The organism is Agromyces mediolanus, assembly GCF_044917495.1.
Taxonomy (GTDB): Bacteria; Actinomycetota; Actinomycetes; order Actinomycetales; family Microbacteriaceae; genus Agromyces; species Agromyces mediolanus_B.
The window spans coordinates 130,763-156,595 of record NZ_JAVSSI010000006.1; the positions used below are offsets into that span (position 1 = coordinate 130,763).

25 protein-coding genes are annotated in these 25,833 nt (G+C 73.0%); 4 read left to right on the plus strand and 21 right to left on the minus strand.

Going from position 1 to position 25,833, the window contains the following annotated elements; genetic code table 11:
• Positions 1–2 precede the first annotated feature (2 nt).
• From ROT00_RS10750 to ROT00_RS10765, 4 genes are all read right to left on the minus strand, one after another.
• Entirely contained in the window at positions 3–1,034 is a 1,032-nt protein-coding gene (locus ROT00_RS10750; RefSeq protein WP_404774729.1) for a 6-phosphofructokinase, read from the minus strand.
• A gap of 150 nt (positions 1,035–1,184) precedes the next feature.
• Complete coding sequence (locus tag ROT00_RS10755) at positions 1,185–3,308, minus strand: DEAD/DEAH box helicase (RefSeq protein ID WP_404774731.1); 2,124 nt, start codon at positions 3,306–3,308, stop codon at positions 1,185–1,187.
• A 326-nt stretch (positions 3,309–3,634) separates the two neighbouring features.
• Positions 3,635–4,369: a ZIP family metal transporter gene (locus ROT00_RS10760; protein WP_404774874.1), complete on the minus strand. Its 735-nt coding sequence runs from the start codon at positions 4,367–4,369 to the stop codon at positions 3,635–3,637.
• Positions 4,370–4,406: 37 nt separating this feature from the next.
• On the minus strand, positions 4,407–6,266 hold the full coding sequence (locus ROT00_RS10765) for a DUF2207 domain-containing protein (protein ID WP_404774732.1): 1,860 nt from the start codon (positions 6,264–6,266) through the stop codon (positions 4,407–4,409).
• Between the two features lie 116 nt (positions 6,267–6,382).
• Here ROT00_RS10765 and ROT00_RS10770 point away from each other — a divergent pair, with 116 nt between their 5' ends.
• A complete protein-coding gene (locus ROT00_RS10770) occupies positions 6,383–6,661 on the plus strand; it encodes a metal-sensitive transcriptional regulator (RefSeq protein WP_404774734.1) in 279 nt (92 codons plus the stop codon).
• Between the two features lie 33 nt (positions 6,662–6,694).
• On the opposite strand, the gene ROT00_RS10775 is transcribed toward ROT00_RS10770, so the two are convergent.
• The 9 genes from ROT00_RS10775 to truB all read right to left on the minus strand — a co-directional run bounded on the left by ROT00_RS10775 (position 6,695) and on the right by truB (position 14,297).
• Positions 6,695–6,955: a hypothetical protein gene (locus tag ROT00_RS10775; protein WP_404774735.1), complete on the minus strand. Its 261-nt coding sequence runs from the start codon at positions 6,953–6,955 to the stop codon at positions 6,695–6,697.
• Between the two features lie 2 nt (positions 6,956–6,957).
• Positions 6,958–7,818, minus strand: a complete 861-nt coding sequence (locus ROT00_RS10780) for an aldehyde dehydrogenase family protein (protein ID WP_404774736.1) — start codon at positions 7,816–7,818, stop codon at positions 6,958–6,960.
• A complete protein-coding gene (locus ROT00_RS10785; RefSeq protein ID WP_404774737.1) occupies positions 7,815–9,383 on the minus strand; it encodes an aldehyde dehydrogenase family protein in 1,569 nt (522 codons plus the stop codon). Before ROT00_RS10785 ends, ROT00_RS10780 begins: the two co-directional genes overlap by 4 nt.
• Before the next feature lie 17 nt (positions 9,384–9,400).
• On the minus strand, positions 9,401–10,408 hold the full coding sequence (gene deoC, locus ROT00_RS10790) for a deoxyribose-phosphate aldolase (protein WP_404774738.1): 1,008 nt from the start codon (positions 10,406–10,408) through the stop codon (positions 9,401–9,403).
• Between the two features lie 59 nt (positions 10,409–10,467).
• Positions 10,468–11,412 carry a sugar-binding transcriptional regulator gene (locus ROT00_RS10795; RefSeq protein ID WP_404774740.1) on the minus strand — a complete coding sequence of 315 codons (945 nt, stop codon included), beginning with the start codon at positions 11,410–11,412 and terminating at the stop codon, positions 10,468–10,470.
• A 141-nt stretch (positions 11,413–11,553) separates the two neighbouring features.
• On the minus strand, positions 11,554–12,489 hold the full coding sequence (locus ROT00_RS10800; protein ID WP_404774742.1) for a bifunctional riboflavin kinase/FAD synthetase: 936 nt from the start codon (positions 12,487–12,489) through the stop codon (positions 11,554–11,556).
• A complete protein-coding gene (locus ROT00_RS10805; protein WP_404774743.1) occupies positions 12,486–12,992 on the minus strand; it encodes a hypothetical protein in 507 nt (168 codons plus the stop codon). Before ROT00_RS10805 ends, ROT00_RS10800 begins: the two co-directional genes overlap by 4 nt.
• 46 nt (positions 12,993–13,038) lie before the next feature.
• Positions 13,039–13,407, minus strand: a complete 369-nt coding sequence (locus ROT00_RS10810) for a hypothetical protein (RefSeq protein WP_404774745.1) — start codon at positions 13,405–13,407, stop codon at positions 13,039–13,041.
• Positions 13,404–14,297 carry a tRNA pseudouridine(55) synthase TruB gene (gene truB, locus ROT00_RS10815; RefSeq protein ID WP_404774747.1) on the minus strand — a complete coding sequence of 298 codons (894 nt, stop codon included), beginning with the start codon at positions 14,295–14,297 and terminating at the stop codon, positions 13,404–13,406. Before truB ends, ROT00_RS10810 begins: the two co-directional genes overlap by 4 nt.
• A gap of 56 nt (positions 14,298–14,353) precedes the next feature.
• Between truB and ROT00_RS10820 the strand changes: the two genes are divergently transcribed.
• Positions 14,354–15,349, plus strand: coding sequence for a ketopantoate reductase family protein (locus ROT00_RS10820; protein WP_404774748.1), 996 nt, complete (start codon positions 14,354–14,356; stop codon positions 15,347–15,349).
• Positions 15,350–15,396: 47 nt separating this feature from the next.
• Here the strand turns inward: ROT00_RS10820 and ROT00_RS10825 are convergent, their stop codons facing one another.
• Positions 15,397–15,738 carry a hypothetical protein gene (locus tag ROT00_RS10825; RefSeq protein ID WP_404774749.1) on the minus strand — a complete coding sequence of 114 codons (342 nt, stop codon included), beginning with the start codon at positions 15,736–15,738 and terminating at the stop codon, positions 15,397–15,399.
• 269 nt (positions 15,739–16,007) lie between these two features.
• On the opposite strand from ROT00_RS10825, the gene ROT00_RS10830 reads away from it, so the two are divergent.
• A complete protein-coding gene (locus ROT00_RS10830; protein ID WP_404774750.1) occupies positions 16,008–16,274 on the plus strand; it encodes a hypothetical protein in 267 nt (88 codons plus the stop codon).
• Positions 16,275–16,364: 90 nt separating this feature from the next.
• Here ROT00_RS10830 and ROT00_RS10835 read toward each other — a convergent pair whose 3' ends face one another.
• On the minus strand, positions 16,365–16,943 hold the full coding sequence (locus ROT00_RS10835; protein WP_404774752.1) for a nucleoside/nucleotide kinase family protein: 579 nt from the start codon (positions 16,941–16,943) through the stop codon (positions 16,365–16,367).
• A gap of 61 nt (positions 16,944–17,004) precedes the next feature.
• Between ROT00_RS10835 and ROT00_RS10840 the strand changes: the two genes are divergently transcribed.
• On the plus strand, positions 17,005–17,889 hold the full coding sequence (locus ROT00_RS10840) for an HhH-GPD family protein (protein WP_404774753.1): 885 nt from the start codon (positions 17,005–17,007) through the stop codon (positions 17,887–17,889).
• 75 nt (positions 17,890–17,964) lie between these two features.
• Here ROT00_RS10840 and rbfA read toward each other — a convergent pair whose 3' ends face one another.
• From rbfA to ROT00_RS10870, 6 genes are all read right to left on the minus strand, one after another.
• On the minus strand, positions 17,965–18,441 hold the full coding sequence (gene rbfA, locus ROT00_RS10845) for a 30S ribosome-binding factor RbfA (RefSeq protein ID WP_404774755.1): 477 nt from the start codon (positions 18,439–18,441) through the stop codon (positions 17,965–17,967).
• Positions 18,442–18,499: 58 nt separating this feature from the next.
• Positions 18,500–21,286: a translation initiation factor IF-2 gene (gene infB, locus ROT00_RS10850; protein WP_404774757.1), complete on the minus strand. Its 2,787-nt coding sequence runs from the start codon at positions 21,284–21,286 to the stop codon at positions 18,500–18,502.
• Positions 21,287–21,373: 87 nt separating this feature from the next.
• Positions 21,374–21,619 carry a YlxR family protein gene (locus ROT00_RS10855; RefSeq protein WP_404774759.1) on the minus strand — a complete coding sequence of 82 codons (246 nt, stop codon included), beginning with the start codon at positions 21,617–21,619 and terminating at the stop codon, positions 21,374–21,376.
• Between the two features lie 65 nt (positions 21,620–21,684).
• Complete coding sequence (gene nusA / locus ROT00_RS10860; RefSeq protein WP_404774760.1) at positions 21,685–22,674, minus strand: transcription termination factor NusA; 990 nt, start codon at positions 22,672–22,674, stop codon at positions 21,685–21,687.
• Between the two features lie 163 nt (positions 22,675–22,837).
• Entirely contained in the window at positions 22,838–23,905 is a 1,068-nt protein-coding gene (locus tag ROT00_RS10865; RefSeq protein ID WP_404774762.1) for an LOG family protein, read from the minus strand.
• Between the two features lie 109 nt (positions 23,906–24,014).
• The gene (locus tag ROT00_RS10870; RefSeq protein ID WP_404774763.1) at positions 24,015–25,784 is read right to left on the minus strand and encodes a proline--tRNA ligase; all 1,770 of its coding nucleotides are present in this window, start codon (positions 25,782–25,784) and stop codon (positions 24,015–24,017) included.
• Positions 25,785–25,833 lie beyond the last annotated feature (49 nt).

The window sequence follows — 25,833 nt, forward strand, 5'->3', positions numbered from 1 at the left end:
GCTCAGCCGAAGAGGATCTTCGCCTCGTCGTAGCGCGACTGCGGCACGACGTTCAGGCTGCCGGTGGCCTCGGCGATCGACACGGTGCGGATGTCGGTGCCGCGGAGCGTGACCATCGAGCCCCACGCCTGGTCGTAGACGGCCTCCACGGCCGCCATGCCGAGGCGGGTGGCGAGCACGCGGTCGTACGCGCTCGGCTCGCCGCCGCGCTGGATGTGGCCGAGCACGGTCGCGCGGGACTCGATGCCCGTGCGCTCCTCGATCATCGGCGCGAGCACGTCGGCGATGCCGCCGAGGCGCGGCCGGTTGAAGGCGTCGAGCCCCTTGTGCGAGTGCGGCTCGTCCATGCCGGGGAGGGTGAAGCCCTCGGCGACGACCACGAGCGGGGCGCGGCCGCGCTCGCGCACCGACTCGACCCACTCGCAGATCTGCTCGATCGACTGCGGCTGCTCGGGGATCAGGATGGCGTGGGCGCCGCCGGCCATGCCGGAGTGCAGCGCGATCCAGCCGACGTGGCGGCCCATGACCTCGAGCACCATGCAGCGGCCGTGCGAGTCGGCCGTCGTGCGCAGCCGGTCGATCGCCTCCGTGGCGATCTCCACGGCGGTGTCGAAGCCGAAGGAGTAGTCGGTCGCCGCGAGGTCGTTGTCGATCGTCTTCGGCACGCCGACGACCTTGATGCCGCCCTCGTCGTAGAGCCGGCGCGCGGCCGTGAGCGTGCCCTCGCCGCCGATCGCGATGATGGCGTCGATGCCGTGCTCGTCGAGGGTGCGCTGGATGTTCTCGGGGCCGCCGAGCTCGCCCTCGAAGGGGTTGGTGCGGCTCGAGTGCAGGATCGTGCCGCCCTGGCGGGCGAGGCCGCGCACGTCGTGCCGGGTGATCGGGACGATGTCGCGCTCCACGACGCCGCGCCAGCCCCAGCGGAAGCCGACGAACTCGGTGTCGTGTGAGATGACGCCCTTGAGCACGGCGCCGCGGATGACCGCGTTGAGGCCGGGGCAGTCGCCGCCTGAGGTGAGCAGGCCGATCTTCATAGGTGCACGTCTCCTGGGGAAGTGGGAAGGCGGGAAGGGTGCATGACCACGTCGGCGGGGTCGAATCCGCAGTCTATACGGTCGCCGGAGCCGTCCGGAGACGACGGCGGGGCCGGGGCGTCGCCCCGGCCCCGCCATCCTCGGAATGCGTCAGAGCGCGCCGTCGAGCGCCTGCCGCAGCAGGTGCTGCAGCGCGTCGAGCTGGACGGAGTCGGCCGAGCCGGGCTCGACGTCCTGGCCGTCGAGCGCCCGTGCGGCGAGCCCCTGCTTCTGGTCGATGAGCTCCGCGATGCGGGCGTCGATCGTGTGCGCCGCGATGATCCGCCACGCGGTCACGGGCTCGTCCTGGCCGATGCGGTGCACCCGGTCGATCGCCTGGGTCTGCTCGGCGCTCGTCCAGCTGAGCTCGGCGAGGACGACGTTCGACGCCGCCTGCAGGTTCACGCCGACGCCGGCCGCCGTGAGCGAGCAGACCGCGACGTGCACCTCGGGGTCGGAGTTGAACGCGTCGATCGCCGCCTGGCGGGCGAGGGCCGATTGGTCGCCGCGGAGGGAGACGGTGCGGATCTCGCGCGCCGCGAAGGCCGCCTCCGCCTGGTCCATGACGTCGATGTGCTTCGCGAAGAAGACCACCTTGCCGACCGAGCGGGCGAGCTGCGCGGCGTAGTCCGCCGCGAGCCCGGCCTTCGCCTGGCCGATGCGACGGACCATCGTGAAGACGTTCTCGCCGGACTTCGCCTGCTTCGACTCCTCGAGCTCGGCGCTCGCGACCGCCCGGATGAACTGGTCGCGGGTGTCCTCGTCGAGGTCGCCGACGCGGAGGTCGCGCGCCTCGACGAGCGCCCGGAAGCGCTGCACGAGGCGGTTGCCGAGCTCGCGCTCGGCCGCGCGGACGGAGCGGCCGAGCTCGTCGTCGAGTTCGACGGGGAGGTCGGCGATGCGCTTCGCGGGCAGGTCGGCGGCGACGTCGACCTTGCGGCGGCGCACGATGCCGAGGTCGATGACGGCGCGGCGGGCCTCGGCGTAGAAGCCGTGGTCGGCCGGGGTGAGCCCGATCCGCTCGAGCTCCGCGAGGAGCTGCGGGGCCGGCTTGTCGCCGTCGATCCAGCCGAGGAACTGCCAGATCGCGCGGAAGTCGTCGACGTCGTTGATGAGCGGCGTGCCCGTGAGCGCGAGGAGCAGCGGGTCGCCGCCGGGGGCGCTGCGGCGGATGCGTTCAGCCAGGGCGAGCACGTTCTTCGACCGCTGCGAGCTCAGGTTCTTGATGAAGTGCGCCTCGTCGACGACCATGCCGCGGAAGCCGAGGGTCGACAGCCACGACATGTGCCGGTCGAGCACGTCGTAGTTCACGACGACGACGTCGGCGAAGGCGTCGACGGTCTGCCCGTCGCCGTGGATGACGGTGGCGCGTCGCTGCGGCGTCCAGCGCTCGACCTCGCGGGCCCAGTTCATCTTCACGACGTTCGGCACGACCGCGAGGAGCGGGTAGGCGTCGGCGACGGATGCCGCGAGCACCGACTGCGCCGTCTTGCCGAGACCGGGCTCGTCGGCGAGGAGGAAGGTGCGGTGCCCGAGCCGGGCCGCCTCGACGAAGCGCGCCTGGTGGTTCATGAGCTCGAGGCCGCGCGGGGTCACCCGGTCGATCTTCGGCGCATCGGGCAGCGGCATCGTCGCCGACTGGCCGCCCGATCCGAGCTCGAACGCCTTGAACAGCGGGCTCAGCAGCTCCCAGTTCGCGAGTCGGCGGGCCGGCACGGCCGGCTGCGGCTGGTGCGAGAAGTCGGGGGCGAGGAACGGGCTCGCGAGCTGCCGCGACTTCACCGAGCGCGGCACGACCTGGTTCTCGGCGAGCTGCGGGGCGGGCTCCGGCTCGCGCGTGATGATGAGTTCGTCGGCGCTGAGCTCGGCGCCGGACTCGAGCAGCCAGTCGCGGCGAAAGCGCTGCGCGACGGTGGAGATCGAGGCGTCCGGTTCGAGCAGGGTGATGAGGCTCGTGTCGCGGGCGGCGGTCTTCGCGAGGATCTGCGCGATGCCGTCGAGGCGCTTCAGGAGCTCGGCGCGCTGAGCGTCGCTGAGCTCGCCGTCGGCCTTGACGCGGGCGCGCTCCTCGCGCATGAGGAGCGCGATCACCTGGAACTTGGTCCGGTTCGTCGGGCCGAGCTTGTTCTTCTGCGCCTTCTGCTCCACCTCTCGCACCTTGCGGGCGAGGATCGGGATGATGGGCGCGTCGTCGTCGCGGGAGCGCGTGCGCGTGCGCTGCCTGGTCTGGGCCATGGTCCTCCGGTCTCTTGGCCGTCGCGCCGGGCGTCGCTCCGTTCGGAACGACGACTCCCCCTCGCGGCCTCCGGCGGACGGATGCCGCACGACCGGGAACCGCGGACTGTGCGGTGTCGATCGTCGACTGCAGGGCGGCATCTGGGACGGCTCGGTGCGGATCGCACCGCCTGCCCCGTGAGCGGAATCGCCCGGCGCAACCTTCATTCTAGCGGGAATCGCGCCGAACAGGCGAGTTCCCGCCGATCGGCGCGGCGCGCGGCGGCGCTGACGGGCTCGGTGCACGCCGGCGCCGAGCCCGCGCTCAGCCCAGGCGCAGCCCGCGCTCAGCCGCCGAGGACGTGCACCGTGTAGCTGAGCAGGAACCCGGCGGTCGCGAGCAGGCCCGTCGCGGCGTGCGCCGTGCGGAAGGCCTCGGGGATCATCGTGTCGCAGATCATCGCGAGGATGGCCCCGGCGGCGATGGCGGTGACGATCGCGGTCGTCTCGCCGCTCGCGTCGTCGAGCAGCACGAACCCGGCGATCGCCGACACCGAGCTCGCGAGCGCGATGCCCGTCCAGAGCAGGAGCACGTAGCGGCGGCTGCGGCCCGCGGCCTTCAGCTCGGCGGTGCTGGAGAGCCCCTCGGGGAGGTTGGAGATGAGGATGGCGACGAAGACGGGCACGCTGACGCCCGCGCCGCCGACCATGCTGAGCCCGAGCACGGCCGACTCGGGCACGCCGTCGAGGAGCGCTCCGACCGCGATGCCCGTCCCGGTGCCCGGGTCCTCGCCGCTCCCCCGGCGGTTGCGCTGGTCGAGCCGATCGAGCAGCTGGTTCAGCACGACGTAGACGACCGCGCCGCCGGCGAACCCGAGGACGGTCGGCCAGAGCCCGCCCTGCTCCTGCGCCTCGAGGACGAGGTCGAAGGCGAGCGCGGAGACGAGCACGCCGGCGCCGAACGCCATGATGCCGGCGACGATCCGCTTCGGCACCTCGAGGTACCAGGCGACGAGCGACCCGACGAGGAGCGCGGCGCCTGCGAGGAGTCCGGCGACGCCCGGGGCGATCCACTCCGGGATCACGGCCGCCTCCTCCGAGCCGCGGCGCGCACGGCGCTCACAGCCCGCCGCCCCCGCCGCCGCCACCGCCGCCGCCCGAGGAGCCGCCGCCCCCGGATCCGCTCGAGGAGGAGCTCGAGCTCGAGCCCGACCAGGAGCTCGACGACGTCGTCGAGAAGGCGGAGACCCCCGCGCTGAACGCGACGGCGTCGAACGGCCCGCGTCCGGCGTACCACTCGGGCTGGGCGTTCCGCTCCGCGTACTCCGCGGCGAGGACGCGGCTCCACTCCCGCTCGATGCCGAAGATCACGGCGTACGGCAGCAGCTTCTCGTGCAGCTTCAGCACGGCGTCCGGCCCGCCGGTGCGGAGCGCGCCGTCGGGGCTCTGCAGCATCCGGATGCGGTCGGCCTCCGCGAGCTCGAGGTAGACCTTGAGCCCGGCGAGGTGATCCTTCGCCGCGCGACCGCGCTCGGTGAGCGGGCGGACGTCGATCACCGCGAAGGCGGCGGTGAGGACCGCGAGGATGCCGACCACGAGGCCGAGCACGGGCCATCCGCCGCCCATCGCCTGATCGAGCGCGATGATGCCGAACACGACGGCCGCGATGCCGCCGAGGAGGGCGACGAGGCCGAGCAGCACCCGCGGGCCGGCCGGCGGGGTGCGGCGCAGTCCTTCCGTCACGACACGGCCGCGCACGGCGGTGCGGAGGGCCAGCAGCTTCTTGCCGAGGGCGGTGTCCTGCTGCTTCAGCTCGCGTCGACCGCTCGTGGCGAAGAGCTCGCGCAGCAGCTGGTCGGCATCGGGGTCGGGGCCCTCGCCGCCGCCGTACTCGACGGCGAAGCGCTTGGGACCGAGCTCGACGACGCGGAGCCGATGCAGCACGGCGAGCTGCAGGATCGTCGCCGTGACGCCCTTGCCCGGCTGCCCGGCGAGCTCGGCGGCCTCCATGACGCTGAGCCCGGGCGGCGGCTCGTACTGGGCGATGATCGTGCCGCGGCCCGGGTGGTCGCGCCAGCGGGTGGCGCGGGCGCCGATCGCCGCGCCGGCCGCGCCGATCGCGAGCAGCGCTCCCCCGGCGCCGGCGAGCGCGGCGGGCGAGGAGGTGAAGGCGTCGTCGCGCGGCACGAAGGTGCCGGGCTCGAAGGCGAGCGCGACGGTCAGGTTCTCGTACGGGCCGACCGCCTCCGCCGTCGCGGTGGCGCCCGAGGTTCCGAGCTCGAGCGAGGTGCACGGCGTGTTCGAGCCGGACGGCCCCTGGTAGCAGGCCCCCTCGTCCGCGAAGCCCTCGGCCGCAGCCCCCGTGAGGCGCACCTCGGCGCTCACGCGCGCGAAGGGCTGCGCCCAGCCGGTGCCGTTCACGTCCCAGTAGAACTCGTCGATGGGCCGGTCGTCGGGGACGTGCGTGACGTTGTGCTGCCGGTACTCGATGACGTAGCTCTGGCGGCCGTGCACGTAGCCGTCGCCCGCGATCGAGACGAGCAGGAACTCGTCGTCGTCGTCCGGTTCGGTCGAGTACTCGCGCGGGGCGCCCGTCTCGTCCGTGACCGAGCGCACCTCGAGGTCGACCGGGTGGCCGTCGTAGGAGAGCGGGATGGCCCGGCGGATGCCGCGGTTCTGATCGAAGTCGGGGAACACGGCGACGAGCGTCTCGGTGGTGTCGAGCACGGATCGCCCGTCGGCGTCGGTGCCGAGCTCGTACACGGCGTCGAAGGAGTCGAACACGAAGTCGTCGGTGCCCGCCGGCACCACGGAGACGGCGGCGGGCCTCGCCGCCGGCGCCGCCTCGACGTGCTGGCCGGTGCGGGCCGCGGGCGATCCTGCGGCCGCGACGGCGGGCGCCGCCGCGAGCACGAGCCCGGCGCCCGCGAGCAGGAGGGCCGCGAGGGCGGCGGCGGGGCGGGGCATCCGGCGGCTCATGCTGCCACCGTAGCGAACCGGTGGCCGGCGCGGCGCCCCACCCGGCCGCGACGCCTCCCGCCCGCCGGCGCAGATACCCCGGAGGGTACCGGATGCGGAGGGGCTATCCTGACTAGGTGATCGAGGACATCAAGAAGCGGGCACTGCACCGCACGAAGATCATCGAGGGCCAGCTGCGCGGCATCGAAAAGATGATCGAGAACGAAGACTACTGCGTCGACATCATCACGCTGTCGCTCGCCGTGCAGAAGTCGCTGGGGTCGCTGAACAAGCTCCTCGTGGAGAACCACCTGCGCACGCACGTCACCCACCAGTACGAGGCCGGCGGCGAGCAGCGCGAGGCCGCGGTGGCCGAGCTCATCCGCATCTTCGAGCTGTCGAACAACCGCAGCTGAGCCGCGCCCAGCCGTCGCGGACGCGGCCGGGCCTCAGCGCCCGGCCCGGCGCTCGGTGCCCCGGCGGTAGTTCCCGGTCGCCCGGGCGAGGAGATGCTGCACGGCGAGCTCGTCGTCCTTCGCCTCGGCATCCTCCAGGCGCGCGAGGAGGCGCGCCGCATCCGCTCCCCCGACGGTCACGACGTGGCGGCCGCCGCGGGAGACGAGCAGCTGACCGGCCGCCGTCGCGCGCCACGCGAACGGGTCGTCCTGCAGACGACCGCGCTCGTCGGACGCGCCCCGGCGACCGGCCACGCTCAGCGCAGGCTCTTCGTGTGCCAGACCGTCTTCGTCTCGGTGAACCCGACGATCCGCTCGAGGCTCGGCGCCGCGGCATCCGCGCCCTGCTCGGGACGGTGCACCCGCTTCAGCGTGTCGGCCGCGGCGATCTCGAGGTCGATCCAGTCGAGCGCACCGGCGCCCACGAGATCGAGCGCGTTGACGTCGGCGTGGCTCGCGAGCCACGGCGCGATCTCCGCGGGCGATCCCGTGAGCACGTTCACGACGCCCTTCGGCACATCGCTCGTGGCGAGCACCTCGGCGAGCGAGATCGCCGAGAGCGGGAAGCGCTCGCTCGCCACGACGACGACCGCGTTGCCCGCGACGAGCGCCGGGGCGACGGCCGAGACCAGGCCGAGGAGCGAGGAGTCCTGCGGGGCGACGATCGCGACGACGCCCGTCGGCTCCGGCACCGAGAGGTTGAAGTACGGCCCGGCGACGGGGTTCGCGTTGCCCGCGACCTGGGCGAACTTGTCGGCCCAGCCCGCGTACCAGACCCAGCGGTCGATCGCCTCGTCGACCTGGGCGCCGGCGACCGCGCGCGACACGCCCTCGGCCTCTTCGATCTCGGCGACGAACTGCGCCCGGCGGCCCTCGAGCAGCTCGGCGATGCGGTACAGCACCTGGCCGCGGTTGTAGGCCGTGGCCCCGGCCCAGCCGGCGACGGCGCCACGGGCCGCGACGACCGCGTCCCTGGCGTCCTTGCGCGAGGCCTTCGCCGCGTTCGCGAGGAAGCCGCCGTCGGCGGCCGCCACTTCGTAGGTGCGGCCCGACTCGCTCCGGGGGAAGGCCCCGCCGATGAACAGCTTGTAGGTCTTGGGCACGGTGAGGCGGCTCACTTCGCGGCTCCCTTCGCAGCGGACTTGGCGGTTCGGCGGCCCGGCTTCGCGGGCGCCTTCGCCGGGGCGCTCGCCTTCGCGGCGGGCGCGGCGGATGCCTCGACGGCACGCGCCCCGCGGGCGGTGCGGCTCGCGGCCGGCGCGAGGTACGCGCCGAGCCCGTGCCGGCCGCCCTCGCGGCCGTAGCCCGACTCCTTGTAGCCGCCGAAGGGGCTCGCCGGGTCGAAGCGGTTGAAGGTGTTCGCCCAGATGACGCCGGCGCGGAGCTGGTCGGCGACCGCGAGGATGCGGCTGCCCTTGTCGCTCCAGATGCCGGCCGAGAGGCCGTAGGGCGTGTTGTTCGCCTTCGCGATCGCCTCCTGCGGAGTGCGGAAGCTCAGCACCGAGAGCACCGGCCCGAAGATCTCCTCGCGGGCGATCCGGTGGCTCGTCTCGACCCCGGTGAAGATCGTCGGGGCGAACCAGAACCCCTCGGCGGGGATCTCGCACGGCGCGCTCCAGCGCTCGGCGCCCTCGGCGACGCCGACCTCGCTGAGCTCGCGGATGCGCGCGAGCTGAGCTGCGGAGTTGATCGCCCCGATGTCGGTGTTCTTGTCGAGGGGGTCGCCGAGGCGCAGGGTCGACAGGCGCTGCTTCAGCCGGTCGACGACCTCGTCGTGGATGTTCTCCTGCACGAGCAGCCGGCTGCCGGCGCAGCACACGTGCCCCTGGTTGAAGAAGATGCCGTTGACGATGCCCTCGATGGCCTGGTCGATCGGCGCGTCGTCGAAGACGATGTTCGCGGCCTTGCCGCCGAGCTCGAGCGTGAGCTTCTTCTGCGTGCCGGCGACCTGCTTCGCGATCGCCCGGCCGACGCCCGTCGAACCGGTGAACGCGACCTTGTCGACGTCGGCGGCGACGAGCGCCGCGCCCGTCTCGCCCGCACCGGTGACGATGTTCACGACGCCGGCGGGCAGCTCGGCCTGCTGCAGGATCTCGGCGAAGAGGAGCGCCGTGAGCGGCGTCGTCTCGGCCGGCTTCAGCACGACGGTGTTGCCCGCGGCGAGCGCCGGCGCGATCTTCCACGCGAGCATGAGCAGCGGGAAGTTCCACGGGATGACCTGGCCGGCGACGCCGAGGGCGCGCGGGTCGGCGCCGAGACCGGCGTGGTCGAGCTTGTCGGCCCAGCCCGCGTAGTAGAAGAACCAGGCGGCGACGAGCGGCACGTCGACGTCGCGGGACTCCTTGATCGGCTTGCCGTTGTCGAGCGACTCGGCGACGGCGAGCTCGCGGGCCCGTTCCTGCACGAGCCGGGCGATGCGGAAGAGGTACTTGCCGCGGTCGCGGCCGCTCATCTTCGACCAGACGCGCTCGTAGGCGCGGCGGGCCGCGGCCACGGCGTCGGCCACGTCCTCGGCGTTCGCGGAGGCGATCTCGGCGATCCGCTCCTCGTTCGCGGGCGAGATCGTCTGGAAGGGGGTGCCGCGGCCGTCGACGAACTCGCCGTCGATGAAGAGGCCGTAGCGGTCGCGCAGCGACAGGATGGCCCGGGACTCGGGGGCCGGTGCGTATTCGAGGAAGCTCATCTCACGTCTCGTCTCGGTCAGTCGATGGTCACGTAGTCGGCGCCGGAGTAGTGCCCGCTCGCGAGCTTCTGGCGCTGCAGCAGCACGTCGTTCAGGAGGCTCGACGCGCCGAAGCGGAAGAGGTGCGGCACGAGCCACTCCTCTCCCACGGTCTCGGCGACGGTGACGAGGTACTTGATGGCGTCCTTCGAGGCGCGGATGCCGCCGGCCGGCTTCACGCCGACCCGGTGCCCGGTGAGGCGGTGCCAGTCGCGGACGACCTCGAGCATCAGGAGGGTGACGGGCAGCGTCGCGGCCGGCTGCACCTTGCCCGTAGAGGTCTTGATGAAGTCGCCGCCGGCGAGGATGGAGAGCCAGGAGGCGCGGCGCACGTTGTCGTAGGTCACGAGTTCGCCGGTCTCGAGGATCACCTTGAGGCTCGCGCTCGTGCCGTCGGCGCGGCGGCAGGCCTCCTTCACGGCCGCGATCTGGTCGAAGACGAGCCCGTACCGCCCGGCGAGGAAGGCGCCGCGGTCGATCACCATGTCGATCTCGTCGGCGCCGGCCGCGACGGCCTCCGCGGTGTCGGCCAGCTTGATGTCGAGCGAGGAGCGCCCGGAGGGGAACGCCGTCGCGACCGCCGCGACCGAGATGCCGCCGTCGTCGGGGTCGCCGTGCGCGGCGCCGAGCGCCTCGACGGCGTACGGCACCATGTCGCCGTACACGCAGACGGCGGCGACGCGGGGCGTGCCGGCGTTCGCGGGGTCGGGGTTCTGCGCCTTCGCGACGAGCGAGCGCACCTTGCCGGGTGTGTCGGCGCCCTCGAGCGTCGTCAGGTCGATGAGCGAGATGATGCGGTCGAGGGCCCAGGCCTTCGAGCTGGTCTTGATCGAGCGGGTGCCGAGGCCGGCGGCCCGCTGCTCGAGACCGACGGCGTCGACGCCGGGGATGCCGTGCAGATAGCGGCGGAGCGTCGCGTCGTCGGGGTCACCGCCGAGCACGGCGAGTGCGCGCTCGCGCGCGGCGACGAGGGTGGTGCCAGTCATTCTGGGTGACCTGCCTTCCGGCTGTTGTGGCGTGTTCGTGGTTCGGCGTCGATCGGCGTTCAGCCGTCGAGGAGGTGGAGCGCGGTGGCCTCGTCGGTGACGAGCACGGTGCAGAGGCCGCTGCGGACGACGGCGTCGGCGACCGGATGCTTCGCCCGGCCGGCGATGACGGCGATCGCGAGCGGCGCCTGGCGCAGCTCGTCGAGCGTGAGTCCGACGGTGCGCGCGTCGAGGGCCGGGTCGACGATGTTGCCGTCGGAGTCGAGGTAGCGGCCGACGACGTCGCCGACGGCGCCCTTGGCGACGAGCAGCTCGACATCGGACACCGAGAGGTAGCCGCTCTCGACGTGCACGGAGGTCTCGTCCGCGGCGCCGGCGCTGAAGAGGTACGCGTCGGCGGAGCGGGCGAGCTCGATGACGCCGGCCACGACGCGGTCGGACTCGATCGCCTGCTTCGTCTCGAGCCGCTCGAGGATCGCCGGGCTCGGCAGGAGCGTCGCCTGGCCGCCGCCCTTCTGGGCGATGGCGACGGCGGTCGCCGCAGCGGTGCCCGGGCGGCGGTTGAGGCTCACGCCGCCGTTGATCTGCACGACGTTGACGCCCGTCGCCCAGCCGTTGCGGAGGTGCTGCGAGATCTCGTACAGCGTGCGCCCCCAGCTCACGCCGAGGGTGCGCGGGACGGGGCGGAGCGCGGTCAGGTAATCGGCCGCGGCCTGCGCGGTGCGCGCCTGCAGCTCCTCGGCGCCGGCGACGCCCGCGGAGGACACGACGATGGCGTCGGCGAGCCCGCGCTCCTCGCGGAGGCGGCGCTCGATGGGGAGCCGGCGGGCGCGCGGGTGCAGGATCTCGATGCGGATGAAGCCGCGCTGCTTCGCCTGTGCGAGCAGTCGGCCCACCTTCCACCGGGTGAGGCGCAGCGCCTGGCCGATCTCGTCCTGGGTCTTGTTCTCTTCGTAGTAGAGCTCAGCGGCCCGGATCGACAGCAGCTCATCGGTCTCGTCCATCCGTCTCCTTCCCCTCGTCCCAGGGTAGGCACGCGGACGGCCGCCAGCAACACTCGCAGCATGTTCTGCTCAGATGAGCAGCGCGAGCGGATGGCGCACGCGAGCGAGCGGCCGCGCGGGCCGCTACGGGAGGGTCGACGCTCAGCCGAGCAGGAGCTCGCGGATGCGGTCGACGTCGTCCTGGATGGTCGCGATGAGGTCGGGGATCGTCGTAAACGCGACCATGCCGCGGATCCGCTCGACGAACTCCACGTCGACGAGGTGGTCGTAGAGGTCGAGCTCGCGATCGAGCACGTACGCCTCGACCTGCTTCTTCGGCACGCCCTCGAACGTCGGGTTGTCGCCCACCGAGATCGCGGCGGGGTAGCGCACGCCCGCGTCGGTGAGCCAGCCCGCGTAGACCCCGTCGCTCGGGATCAGCCCCTCCGACTCGGGCGAGAGGTTCGCCGTCGGGAAGCCGAGCTCGCGCCCGCGCGCCGCGCCGTGGACGACGACGCCGCTCACCGTCGGACGGTGGCCGCCGAGGAGTTCGGCGGCCCGGGCCACGTCGCCCTGGTCGAGGAGCTCGCGCACCCAGGTCGAGGACACCCGGCGCTCGCCGTCGGGGCGGATGTCTCCGAGCACCTCGACGGTGAAGCCGTACCGCTCGCCGAGCCGCTGCAACAGCGCGACGTCGCCGGCCCCCCGGGCGCCGAAGCGGAAGTCGTCGCCCACGAGCAGCGCCTTCGCGCCGAGCGCGCCCACGAGGATGCGCTCGACGAACTCCTCGGCGGGGACCGAGGCGAGCACGCGGTCGAAGTGCAGCAGCAGGGTGGCGTCGAGTCCCGTCGTGGCGAGCAGCTCGAGCTTCTGCCGGGTGCTCACGAGCGAGGCGGGGCACTTGTCCGGGGCGAGGAGGGCGAGCGGGTTGCGGTCGAACGTCACCGCGACCGCCGCGAGCTCGCGCTCCGCGGCGATCTCGCGCAGCCGGCCGATGACCGCGCGGTGCCCGATGTGGACGCCGTCGAACTTGCCGATCGTGACGGCAGCGGGGCCGAACCCCGCCGGGACGCCGGCGAGGTCGTCGAAGACTCTCACGGGGTCGGCCGTTCGGCGGCGGCGGGCCGGGCCCCCGCCGCGTCGGACTCGGCCGCGCCGCTCTCCGCCGCGCCGGACTCGGCCGGGCGGTGCTTCGCGAGCCACCACATGCCGAGCACGGGCAGCACGAGCGGGATGAAGAGGTAGCCGCGGCCGAACCACGACCACACGGTGTCGTGCGGGAACAGCCCCGGCAGGACGACGCTCAGGGTGCCGACGACGATCACGCCGGTGAACTCGAAGACGATCGTGGCCCAGGCGACGCGGTACCAGCCCCGGCCGGAGCGGACGAGCGCGATCGTCGCCACCACATACACGACCGCGGCGAGCGCAGACAGCGCGTAGGCGAGCGGCGCCTCGTCGAACTTCTGCACGATCTGCACGAAGGAGCGGCCGAGGGCGGCGAGGGCGAGCACGCCGTAGACGGCGACGAGGACGCGGCCGATGCCGCTCATCCGCCGGCGCGCGACGGGCTCGGCCGGACTCTGGGGTGCGCTGTTCATGTCGCTTCGATTCTCTCAGACGCGCCGCGCCTGCGGCGCACGGGCGTCAGACGCCCTGGACGGTCCAGATCTGCAGCATCCGGTACACCATGACGCCGACGGCGAAGGCGGCGACGCCGAGCACCACCGTCGACCAGCGGGTGCGCTCGAGGAGCGCCCAGAGCGCGGCCGCGGGCGGGATCAGCAGCGCGCTCACGAGATAGGTGTAGAACTCCAGCACGCTCCCGGTCGCCGCGTTGCCGAACGCCGGGGCGAGGAGCGCGACGACGAGCTGGGCGAGGAGGAGGAGCTCGACGAGCGCGAGGGCGCCGAGGGTGAGGTCGCTCGGCCGTCGCCCCGCGAGGCCGAGCACGAGGCAGAGGAGGCCGGCCGCCACCGCGACGGCCAGCTGGGTCCAGGCGTACCACTCGATCACGGCGTCTCCTCGTTCGGGAATCCGGCGACGACCTTGAGCTCCTCGCCGCGCCGCTCGACGATCGCAACGAGCCGCTCGCCCGGCCCGACCGCCGCGATGGGCTGCTTCGACGGCGCATCGCCCGCGGGGATCCGCTTGCCGTGGCCGAGGTCGATCGCGCCCTGCTCGTCGACGGCGACCGTCGGCAGGGCGCGCGCCGCGGCATCCGCCGGCCGGAGGATCTCGCGGGCGACGTCGAGCTCGTCGAGCGCGGCGGCGTCCTCGATCGGGAACCGGCCGATCCGCGTGCGCCGGAGGGCGGTGAGGTGGCCGCCGACGCCGAGCCCCGAGCCGAGGTCGCGGGCGAGCGCGCGGATGTAGGTGCCTGAGCTGCAGTCGACCCGGACGTCGAGGTCGATCGCCTCCGCCGAGCGGCGGACGCCCAGCAGCTCGAACGCCGACACGGTCACCCGGCGGGCCGCGAGCTCGACCTGCTCCCCCGCCCGGACGCGGTCGTACGCGCGCCGGCCGTCGACCTTCACCGCGCTCACGGAGCTCGGCACCTGCTCGATCGGGCCGGTGAGGCGGGAGATGCCCGCGGCGATCGCCTCGTCGCCGATGTCGGCGATCCGCGCGGCGCTCGCCCGCTCGAGCGGCTCGCCCTCGGCGTCGTCGCTCGTCGTGCCCCAGCCGAGACGGATGGTCGCGAGGTACTGCTTGTCGAGGCCGACGAGGTAGTGCAGCAGCCGGGTGGAGCCGCCGACGCCGAGCAGGAGGAGTCCGGTCGCCATCGGGTCGAGCGTGCCGGCGTGGCCGACCCGGCGGGTGCCGGCGAGGCGGCGGACGCGCGCGACGACGTCGTGGCTCGTGATCCCCTGCGGCTTGTCGACGAGGAGGATGCCGCTGTTCACGCGGTCAAGGCTAACAGTCGCGCGCACACCGCCCGGCGCGCCCCTACGCTGGGATGATGCGGATCGGGATCATCGGCGCCGGCGCCCTCGGCGGCACCTTCGCGGCGCTCCTCTCCCGCGCCGGGCACGACGTCGAGGTCACCGCGCGCGGCCAGGGGCTCGACGTCATCCGCGCGAGCGGGATCCGGCTGAGCGGTGGGTACGGCGAGGCATCCGTCCGCGTCGCGGCGAACCCCCGGCTCACCCGGCGTCCCGACCTCGTGCTCGTGTGCACGAAGGCGCAGGACGCGGAGGCGGCGATCACCGCGAACGCCGAGACGATCCGCGGCCTGCCCGTCGTCGTCGTGCAGAACGGACTCGACGGCGTCGCCGTCGCCGAACGCGCGCTCCCCCGCACGCCGTGTTTCGGCGTGCTGTCGATCATCGCGGCGAACTACACGGAGCCGGGCGTCGTGCGGGTGACGACCACCGCGACGAGCTACCTCGGCCGCGGCGCGGGACCGGCGGACGCGGAGAGCCGGCGCATCGCGGCCCTGCTGTCGGACGCGGTGCCGGTCACCGCCATCGGCAACTTCCGCGGGGCGCAGTGGTCGAAGCTCGTCGTGAACATGGTGAACGCGGTGCCCGCCATCCTCGGCCGCCCGGTGCAGGACGTGCTCCGGCACGGCCCGACGCGCCGGGTCGTCGCCCGCTCGATGCGCGAGACGGTGCGCGTCGGCATCGCCCGGGGCGTGCGCTTCGGCGCGCTGCAGGGGCTCGGCGACCTGCGGTTGCGGTGCTTCGCCGCCCTCCCGGTGTCGCTCGGGCAGGTCCTCCCCTGGCTGATGGGCGTGCGCATGGGCCGGGTGCCGAACCTCGGCTCGACGCAGCAGAGCCTCCGCCGCGGACAGCCGACCGAGATCGACCACCTGAACGGCGCCGTCGTGCGCGAGGCGGCGCTCGCGGGGCTCGACGCCCCGGTGAACCGGGCGCTCGTCGAGCTCGTGCACCGCGTCGAACGCGCGGGCGCCCCGCTCGACGAGGCGGAGCTGCTGGCCGCGATCCCGGCCTGACCCGGCCCGCCGCGAGGCGAGCGAGCCGGGCCCGGCGCGATGTCGCGTCAGACGTCCGCGACGGCCGCCGCGTCGAAGGAGGCGGTGAGCGCGCGGTGCTCCTCGTCGCTCAGCAGCTCGCGGAAGCGGTCGGCGAGCACCGTCCAACGGATGGTGGCGAGCGCGGTGTTCCGCCCTCCGGTGTACCCGACGCGTTCGAAGAGCGCGACGATCTCCTCGGTGATCTCGGCGGAGGCCGCGGCGAACTCGGGCGCGCCGGCGATCGTGACGCGGGCGCGGAGGTACTCGGCGCTGAACCGGGCGCGTTTCGCGGCCTCGTGCGCGGCGACGATGCGGTGCAGCTGCTCGGCGTCGAGGCTGCCGATGCGGTCGACGGTGATGGCGGTCATGGTCTGGTCCTTTCTCTGGTCGAGCGGTCTCGGATCGGTGCGGCGCCTCCGCTCGGCAGGCCGCGTCCGGTGGTGCGGGCCCCGCTCGAGGACGATGCGGGGCGGCGGAGACGGAGAACGCCACCCGGCCGACGACCGGGTGGCGCTGAACTCGGGGTCCCGGTTCAGGGTCTGGGCGGCCGGGCGAGGAGCGCTCGGGTCGTGGCGAGGATGCGGGCGCGCCGAGCGTCGTCCGCGGCGGGGTGAACCATCACGACTGCCCTCCTCGTATGAATCCGATTGAACTGGCTATCATCGCAGATTCCCTGATGAACGGCAATTCCCGGCGCAGCTCGGCGCGCCGTCTCACCGTCGCGAAAAATGGACTATGGTTTCCGGAAGCCCGCCAGCTGACGAAGGGAAGCGAGCTCATCATGGCCGGAAAGTCACCCAAGGCAAGCACGTCGAAGAAGCAGCCTCAGCTCTCGTTGAAGGAGAAGCGCGCGCAGAAGCGCGAGAAGGCCGAGGACGGCATCGTCAAGGCGCGGAAGCGCTGAGCACCGGCCGGGTGCGGGCTCCCGTCCGCGCCCGGCCCGACCACCGCGCCCGGCCCGAGCACCGCACCCGGCGCGACCATCGCGCGACGGTCAGACGGCGCGCGGCCGGGCCTGCTCGCCGAGGTCGACGACCACGTCGGCCACCCTCCGGGGATCGCACCGCGCGTACGCGATCGCGTCCGCGGGGTCGACCGGATCGCCCGCGATCGCGATCGAGAAGTCCCAGAGCGGACGCAAGCGGTCGCGCAGGAGGAACCGGCCGTCGAGGAGCAGCAGCGCGTCCTCGGGGCCGGTGAGCCACTTCGGCTCCACCCAGGCATCCCGTCCGACGTCCCGCACCCGCGTCACGAAGCCGGTCGAGCCGGCGAGCCGGAACGGCTCGACGAGCACCCGACGGAGCGCCGACTCGTCGAAGCCGTAGTCGACGTAGCGCTCCGCGGTGTCCGGACCGAAGGCCGCCTGCGCCTCCCGCGAACGGTGGAAGCCCTCCATCCGGGCGCGGAACACCGTCGCCCCGCGCTCCTCGAGGACCGCCCCGAGATCGTCGGCGAACGCCGTCTTGCCGGAGCGGAGCGGCCCGTCGACCGCGACGACGACCCGACCGCGGGCGGTGCGCAGCTGGACGAGGTCGGCGAGTTCGCGGAGGAACGTCACTCGCGGGGTGGTCACGAGTCGCATACTGCGAGCCTAACCGCCGCAGGGGCCTGCGGCACGGCCTAGGCTCGAGAGGATGCCACGCACCGCCGACCCGAGCTTCGCCGACCTCGTCAACGACTGGTTCGCGCACGCCGCCCGCCCCCTCCCCTGGCGCGCGGCGGAGATCTCGCCCTGGGCGGTGCTCGTGAGCGAGTTCATGCTGCAGCAGACGCAGGTGGCCCGGGTGCTCCCGCGGTGGACGGCCTGGCTCGAGCGCTGGCCGACCCCGGCCGCGCTCGCCGCCGCTCCCCCGGCCGACGCCGTCCGGGCCTGGGATCGGCTCGGCTACCCGCGCCGCGCGCTGTGGCTGCACGAGGCCGCGACGGAGATCGTCGAGCGCCACGGCGGCGAGGTGCCCGCATCGATCGACGAGCTGCTCGCCCTGAAGGGGATCGGCCCGTACACGGCGCGCGCGGTCGCCGCGTTCGCCTTCGGCGAGCGGCATCCCGTGGTCGACACGAACACCCGCCGCGTGCTCGCCCGGGCGATCGAGGGCCGAGCGCACGCCGGCGCACCGTCGACGGCGCGCGATCTCGCAGCGATGGATGCCCAGCTGCCGCTCGACCCGGAGGCGGCGCGACGGTTCAACGCCGCCGCGATGGAGCTCGGCGCGACGGTCTGCACCGCGCGCACGCCCGACTGCGGCGGATGCCCGGTGCGGCAGCGCTGCGCCTGGGTCGCGGCCGGATGCCCCGCCGACGAGACGCCGAAACGGCGCCAGGCCCGCTACGAGGGCTCCGACCGCCAGGTGCGGGGCATCGTGCTCGCCGAGCTGCGTGCCGCGCACCGCCCCGTCGACCGGGCGGCGCTCGGCACGCGCTGGGCCGACGCCGAACAGCTCGATCGTGCGCTCGGCACGCTCGTCGCCGACGGGCTCGCCGTCGCCGGAGCAGACGGCTACACGCTGCCCGAGGCCTGAATCCCCGGCCGCGGTCGCGGCACGGACGGAGCCGCCCGGCGCGCCCGACGGGGCGGCGCGGACGGCGGGTCCGGGCTAGCCGCGAGCTGCGGAGGCCGAGGCGTCCTCCGCGTCGTCCTCGTCGTCCTCCGCGAGGCGGGGCTTCACGTAGGGATCCGCCTCGCCCGCGAAGTCCGCGCCCGAGGCGAGCGCAGTGGTCTCCGCGTCGCGCTCCCGCGCCTCGCGGAGCAGCTCCTCGATGTGCTCGGCGTTCTCGGGGATCGCGTCCGCGATGAACTCGAGCGAGGGCGTGAGGCGGGCGGTGATGTTCCGACCGACCTCGGTGCGGAGCATCCCGGTCGCGGCCTTGAGTGCGAGTGCCGAGTCGCGACGCTCCTCCTCGGTGCCGTAGACCGTGTAGAAGATGCTCGCGTGCTGCAGGTCGCCCGTCACCCGGACGTCCGTGATGGTGACGAAGCCGAGGCGCGGATCGCGCAGCCCCTTCTCGAGCCGTCGGGCGACGATCTCCCGGATCCGGTCGGCCATCTTCCTGGCGCGCTGAGGGTCAGCCATGATGCAGGTCTCCTTTCGAACGAAAGGCCGGGGCGGCGGACCGCCCCGGCCGTTTCGATCAGGCGCGAGGCTTCTCGCGCAGCTCCACGGTCTCGATCTCGTCGCCGACCTGGATGTCGTTGTACTTGCCGAGGCCGATACCCGCCTCGAAGTCCGTGCGGACCTCGGTGACGTCGTCCTTGAACCGGCGCAGCGACTCGATCGCGAGCCCGTCCGCGATGACGACGCCGTCGCGGATGACGCGCGCCTTCGCGTTGCGGGTGATCGTGCCCGAGCGGACGATGACACCCGCGATGTTGCCGAACTTCGAGGAGCGGAACACCTCGCGGATCTCGGCGACACCCGACTGGACCTCTTCGTACTCGGGCTTGAGCATGCCCTTGAGCGAGTTCTCGATGTCGTCGATCGCGTTGTAGATGACCGAGTAGAAGCGCACGTCGACGCCCTCGCGGGCTGCGCGCTCGCGCGCCTTCACGTCGGGTCGCACGTTGAAGCCGATCACGATCGCGTTGTCGATGGTGGCGAGGTCGATGTCCGACTCCGTGATCGCACCGACGCCGCGGTGCAGGATGCGGAGCTGGACCGAGTCGTCGACCTCGATCTTCATCAGCGACTCCTCGAGCGCCTCCACGGCACCCGACACGTCGCCCTTGATGATGAGGTTGAGCGCCTCGACCTTGCCCTCCTCGAGGGCCCGGGTGAAGTCCTCGAGCGAGATGCGCTTGCGCGCCTTGGCCAGCTGCGCGTTGCGCTGCGCGGCCTCGCGCTTCTCGGCGATCTGACGCGCCGTGCGGTCGTCCTCGGTGACGAGGAAGGTGTCGCCGGCGCGGGGCACCGAGGACAGACCCTGCACCTGGACCGGGCGGGACGGCAGCGCGGCCTCGACCGGCTCGCCGTTCTCGTCGCTCATCGCCCGGACGCGGCCATAGGCCGTGCCCGCGACGATCGCGTCGCCGACCTTCAGCGTGCCCGACTGGATGAGCACGGTCGCGACCGCGCCGCGGCCCTTGTCGAGCTTCGCCTCGATCGCGACACCGCGGGCGTCCTTGTTCGGGTTCGCACGCAGGTCGAGCCCGGCGTCGGCGGTGAGCAGGACCGCGTCGAGCAGGTCCTGGATGCCGATGCCCTCGCGAGCCGAGACGTCGACGAACATGACGTCGCCGCCGTACTCCTCGGCCACCAGACCGAACTCGGTCAGCTGCTGACGCACCTTGGCGGGGTTCGCCTCGGGCTTGTCGATCTTGTTGACCGCGACCACGATCGGCACGTTCGCCGACTGCGCGTGGTTCAGCGCCTCGACCGTCTGCGGCATGATGCCGTCGTCGGCCGCGACGACGAGGATCGCGATGTCGGTGACCTGCGCACCACGGGCACGCATGGCGGTGAACGCCTCGTGACCCGGGGTGTCGATGAAGGTGATCGCGCGGTCGATGCCCTCGTGCTGCGTGTGCACCTGGTAGGCACCGATGTGCTGGGTGATGCCGCCGGCCTCGCCCGCGACGACGTTCGCGTTGCGGATGGCGTCGAGGAGGCGCGTCTTACCGTGGTCGACGTGACCCATGACGGTGACGACCGGGGGACGCTGCGCCAGGTCCTCGTCGGTCTCGTCCTCGAGCTCCTGGTCGAGGTCGATGTCGAAGCCCTCGAGGAGCTCGCGGTCCTCGTCCTCGGGCGAGACGATCTGGATCTTGTAGCCCAGCTCCTCGCCGAGCACCTGGAAGGTGGCCTCGTCGAGCGACTCGGTCGCCGTCGCCATCTCACCGAGGTGGAACAGCACGGTCACGAGCGAACCGGGGTTCGCGTCGATCTTGTCGGCGAAGTCCGAGATGGAGGCGCCGCGGCGCAGACGGATCGGGGTCGAACCGTCGCCGCGGGGCACGCTCACGCCGCCGAGCGACGGAGCCTCCCGCATCTCGAATTCTGCCCGCTTCGTCCGCTTCGACTTGCGCGCCTTGCTCTTGCCGCCGCCGCGACCGAACGCACCGGCCGTGCCGCCGCCGGGGCCACGACCACGACCGCCGCCGCCCGCGGGACGCGGGCCGCCGAAGCCGCCGCCGGGGCGCTGGAAGCCGCCGGCGCCTGCACCGGGACCGCCCGGACGGCCCGCACCGCCGGGAGCGCCACCGGGACGGAAGCCGCCGCCACCACCGGGACGACCGCCGCCACCGGGGCGCGGAGCGCCCGGACGCGGGGCGCCAGGACGGGGAGCACCCGGGCGCGGGGCCTGGGGACGCGGGATGTTGCCGGGGCTCGGGCGCTGGCCCATGCCCTGCGAGCTCGAGAACGGGTTGTTGCCCGGGCGGGGCTGCGCGGGACGCTGCCCCATGCCCTGCGAGCTCGAGAACGGGTTGTTGCCCGGACGCGAGGACGCGGGCTTCGGACCGGCCGGGCGCGGGGCGCCGGGCTTCGGGGCGCCACCGGGCTTCACCGCGTCGTCGGCGGGCTTCGCCGCGGCGGGCGCCTGGCCGGCGTCGGCCGGAGCGGCCGCACCCTTCTCAGCAGCGGCCTTCTCGGCCGCGGCCTTCTCGGCCTGGGCCTGACGCTCGGCGACCGTGAGGGGCGCCTCGCCAGCGGGGGCGGGCGCCGCGGCCGGAGCGGCGGGGGGCTTGGGGCCCGGCTTGGGGCCGGGCTTCGCCGCCGCGGGCTTCGGCGCAGCGGCGGGCGCCGCCGTGCCGGCAGCACCGGCGGCTTCGAGCGCCGCCTTCAGCTTGCGGGCGACGGGGGGTTCGATCGACGAGGACGGGCCCTTGACGTATTCGCCCAGTTCCTTCAGCTTCTCCAGGGCGATCTTGGTGTCGACCCCGAGCTCGCTGGCGATCTCGTGTACGCGTGGTTTGGCAGCCACAACTCTCCTGTTCCGGGTCTGCGCCCGGACAGGGGCAGACCATGATTAGTGGACGGGTCTCATTTCGAGCCGCTCATTAGTGGTCCATTAGCCGTTCAGCCTGTTCTGTATGTCGCTGGTGTCCAGCGCGCCCGTGAACCGGAGCGCGCGCCCGAAAGCACGGCGCCGGTCAGCGAGCAGGAAGCATTCGTTCGTCGGATGCAGCCACGCACCCCGCCCAGGACGCACGGCCGCCGCATCTGCGACGAGTCGGGAATCTTGGAGAACGACCCTCAGAAGAGAGGATCGCGGGGCACGCGCACGGCAACCGATGCACGTTCTGACGGGTTCCATCTTACACCCCCGGCCACTCGCTCCGACGCGCCCGGGCGCGCCGGAGCCGCCCGACCGCGGTTCTCCTACTCCGCCGTGTCCGGCTGGATGTCGATCTTCGCGCCCGTGAGCTTGGCCGCGAGCCGCGCGTTCTGCCCCTCCTTGCCGATGGCGAGGGAGAGCTGGTAGTCGGGGACGAGGGCGCGCACCGCGCGGAGCGTCTCGTCGATGACGTAGGCGCGCGTCACCTTCGCCGGCGACAGCGCCGAGGCGACGAAGGTCGCGAGGTCGTCGGAGAAGTCGACGATGTCGATCTTCTCGTTGCCGAGCTCCGCCGTGACCGCCCGGACGCGCTGACCGAGCTCGCCGATCGCGGCGCCCTTCGCGTTCACCCCCGGCTGGTTCGCGCGCACCGCGATCTTCGTGCGGTGCCCGGCCTCGCGGGCGAGCGAGACGATCTCGACGACGCCGGAGGCGATCTCCGGGACCTCGAGGGCGAAGAGCTTGCGCACGAGCGCGGGATGCGTGCGGGAGACCGTGATCGACGGACCCTTCGCCCCCTTCGCCACGCTCGTCACGTAGACGCGGATGCGCTGACCGTGCGGGTACTCCTCGCCGGGCACCTGCTCCTCGGGCGGCAGGATCGCCTCGACCGTGCCGAGATCGATGTGCACCATCTTCGGGTTCGGTCCCTGCTGGATGACGCCGGCGACGATGTCGCCCTCGCGCCCGCGGAACTCGCCCAGCACGGCGTCGTCGGCGATGTCGCGCAGACGCTGGCTGATGACCTGCTTCGCCGCGTACGCCGCGATCCGGCCGAAGTCGTCGGGGGTGTCCTCGGCCTCGCCGATGGTGTTGCCCTCGTCGTCGAGCTCGGGGACGAAGATCGCGACGTGGCCGCTCTTCCGGTCGAGCTCGGCGCGCGCGCCGTTGGGGTTCGCGTGCCCGTGCTGACTGGGATTGCTGTGCTTGAGGTAGGCCATCAGGATCGCCTGCTCGATGATCTGCACCAGTTCGTCGAACGGGATCTCTTTCTCGCGCTCCACCATGCGGAGCATGCTGAGGTCGATATCCATCGCCGGCCTCCTCTATTCAGCTCTTCCCGCCGATCCGGCGGATATCCAAGGGTACCGGATCGATCGGCCGCTCAGCACCGCTCCAGCGCCGATGCGCCGCGACCGCGCCGCGACCGCGCCGCGGCCGGTGCCGCTGCGGTGCCGCTCCGGCGCTGCCGGCGCCTCAGACGCCGAGCGGCGGCTCGGCGGGCGCGCTCGGCAGTTCGTCGATCGCCCGGATCAGCCGGTGCAGCTCCCCCACCTGGCGCGGGGCCAGCTCGAGCGCGAGCCGCGGCAGCTCGACGCGGTCGGCATCGCTCCGCTCCACGGCGTACGGGCCGACGCGCTCGATCCGGCCCCCGGCGAGGATGCCGGCGAAGCGCTCGTTCAGCGACGCGATCTCCGCATCGCTCGGCGCGGAGCGGAGCCGGAGCACGAGCCGGTCGCCGACCCAGCGGAGCGAGTCGTAGTTCCGCCAGAAGCCGACGATCTCGTCGACGGCGCGCACCGGATCCTCCGTGATCAGCACCCGGTCGAGATCGTCGAGCGCGATGAACCCGCCGGCCGCGAGCTCGGCCTCGACGAACTCGGCGAGGCCGCGCCAGTAGTGACCGCCCGGTCGGTCGAGGAGCACGATCGGCACGGGCTCGGCCTTGCCGGTCTGCTGCAGTGTGAGGAGCTCGAAGGTCTCGTCGAGCGTCCCGAAGCCGCCGGGGAGGCAGACGAAGCCGCGCGACTCCTTCACGAGCATGAGCTTGCGGGTGAAGAAGTACTTCATCGAGACCCGGTTCGGGTCGACGAGCACCGGGTTCGGGCTCTCCTCGAACGGCAGCCGGATCGACACGCCGAGCGAGCGCCGGGGCCCGGCGCCCTTCGTCGCGGCCTCCATGATGCCCGGTCCCGCGCCGGTCACGACCATCCAGCCCTGCTCCGCGAGCGCCGCGGCGACCTGCTCGGCCTGCGCGTACCCCGGGTCGTCCGGCTTCGTGCGCGCCGAGCCGAAGACCGTCACCTTCGGCACCTCGGCGTAGGGGGCGAAGAGGCGGAACGCGGCGCGCATCTCCTCGAGGGCCGCGGCGGTGATCTTGAGGTCGAGCCGATCGGTCGGGTCGGTGCCGAGATGCAGGCCGGTCACGAGGATGCGCTCGATCAGCGAGCGGTTCGCCGAGATCCCGGCCTCGGCGAGCAGCTCGTCGACGGCGCCCTGGAGCTCGGGCGGCAGGCTCGGGGCGTCTGCGGGCGTGATGCTCATGCCCCCAGCCTCGCACGCGGTGGCGCATTCATCGCCCGCCGCGCCCGTCGTCGCACGAGGCGCGGCGTTCGTCGCCGCCGCCGCCCCGAGCCCGCCCGTCCGGCCCGGCTCAGTCGGCGTCGAGCGCCGCCACGACGCCGTCGAGCGGCACCTGCACCCGCTCGTCGCTCGCGCGGTCCCAGACCTCGACGACGCCCTCGGCGACACCGCGCCCGGCGATCACGATCTTCGGCACGCCGATGAGCTCCGCGTCGGCGAACTTCACGCCGGGCGAGAGCTTGGGACGGTCGTCGTAGAGCACCTCGCGCCCGCTCGCCTCGAGTTCGGCGACGATGCGCTCGGCCGCCTCGAAGGCGGCCTGGTCCTTGCCCGTCGCGAGCACGTGGACGTCGAACGGGGCGACGGCGGCGGGCCAGACGAGGCCCTTGTCGTCGTTGTTCAGCTCGGCGATGATCGCGAGGATGCGCGTCACGCCGATGCCGTACGAGCCCATGGTGACGGTCGCGAGCTTGCCGTTCTCGTCGAGCACCTTCAGGCCGAGCGCCTCGGCGTACTTGCGGCCGAGCTGGAAGACGTGGCCGATCTCCATGCCGCGCGCGATCTCGACCGGGCCGGAACCGTCGGGCGCCGGGTCCCCGTCGCGGACGTCGGAGGCCTCGACCGTGCCGTCGGCCGCGAAGTCGCGACCGGCGACGAGCCCGAAGACGTGCTTCTGGTCGACGTTCGCGCCCGTGATCCACTCGGTGCCCTCGACGACGCGCGGGTCGAGCAGGTAGCGGATGCCGGTGGCCGAGTCCTCGCCGAGGACGGCGCCCGCCTCCGACCAGGGGCCGATGTACCCCTTCACGAGCCCGGGATGCTTCGCGAAGTCGGCCTCGGTCGCGGGCTCGACCTCGGCCGGGGCGAAGGCGACCTCGACGCGCTTCATCTCGACCTCGCGGTCGCCCGGCAGCCCCACGACGACGAGCTCCCGGGTGCCGTCGAGCTGCGTCAGCGCGAGCACCACGTTCTTCAGCGTGTCCGCGGCGGTCCAGGCGCGGCCGTCGGGGCGCGGCACCTCGGCGTTCGCCAGTTCGACGAGCGTCGCGATCGTCGGCGTGTTCGGCGAATCGAAGACGACGGGCGCGGGCAGACCGTCGAACGGCACGGGCTCGGGCACGACGGTCGTGAACGCCTCGACGTTCGCCGCGTAGCCCCCGGCGGAGCGCACGAAGGTGTCCTCGCCGACGGGCGTCGGGTGCAGGAACTCCTCGCTCTTCGAGCCGCCCATCGCGCCGGCGTCGGCCTGCACGATGACGTACTCGAGGCCGAGCCGGCTGAAGATGCGCTCGTACGCGTCGCGCTGCGCCTGGTAGGAGGCATCCAGCCCGGCGTCGCTGACGTCGAAGGAGTAGGCGTCCTTCATGGTGAACTCGCGGCCGCGGAGGAGGCCGGCGCGCGGGCGCGCCTCGTCGCGGTACTTGTCCTGGATCTGGAAGATCGTGAGCGGGAGGTCCTTGTAGGAGGAGTAGAGGTCCTTCACGAGCAGCGTGAAGACCTCCTCGTGCGTCGGCGCGAGGAGGTAGTCGGCGTCCTTGCGATCCTGGAGGCGGAACAGGGCGTCGCCGTACTCGGTCCAGCGGTTCGTCAGCTCGTAGGGCTCGCGCGGCAGCAGCGCCGGGAAGTGCACCTCGTGCGCGCCGGCGGCGGTCATCTCCTCGCGGATGATCCGCTCGATCTTCGCCTTCACCCGCAGCCCCAGTGGCAGCCACGCGAAGATGCCCGGCGCCTGGCGCCGGATGTAGCCGGCGCGGACGAGCAGCTTGTGGCTCGCGACCTCTGCGTCGGCGGGGTCTTCACGGAGGGTGCGGAGGAAGAAGTTGGAGAGACGTGTGGGCACCCGTCGAGTCTAGTTGCGCGCGGACGGTCGTCTCGGCGCCGCTCCTCGT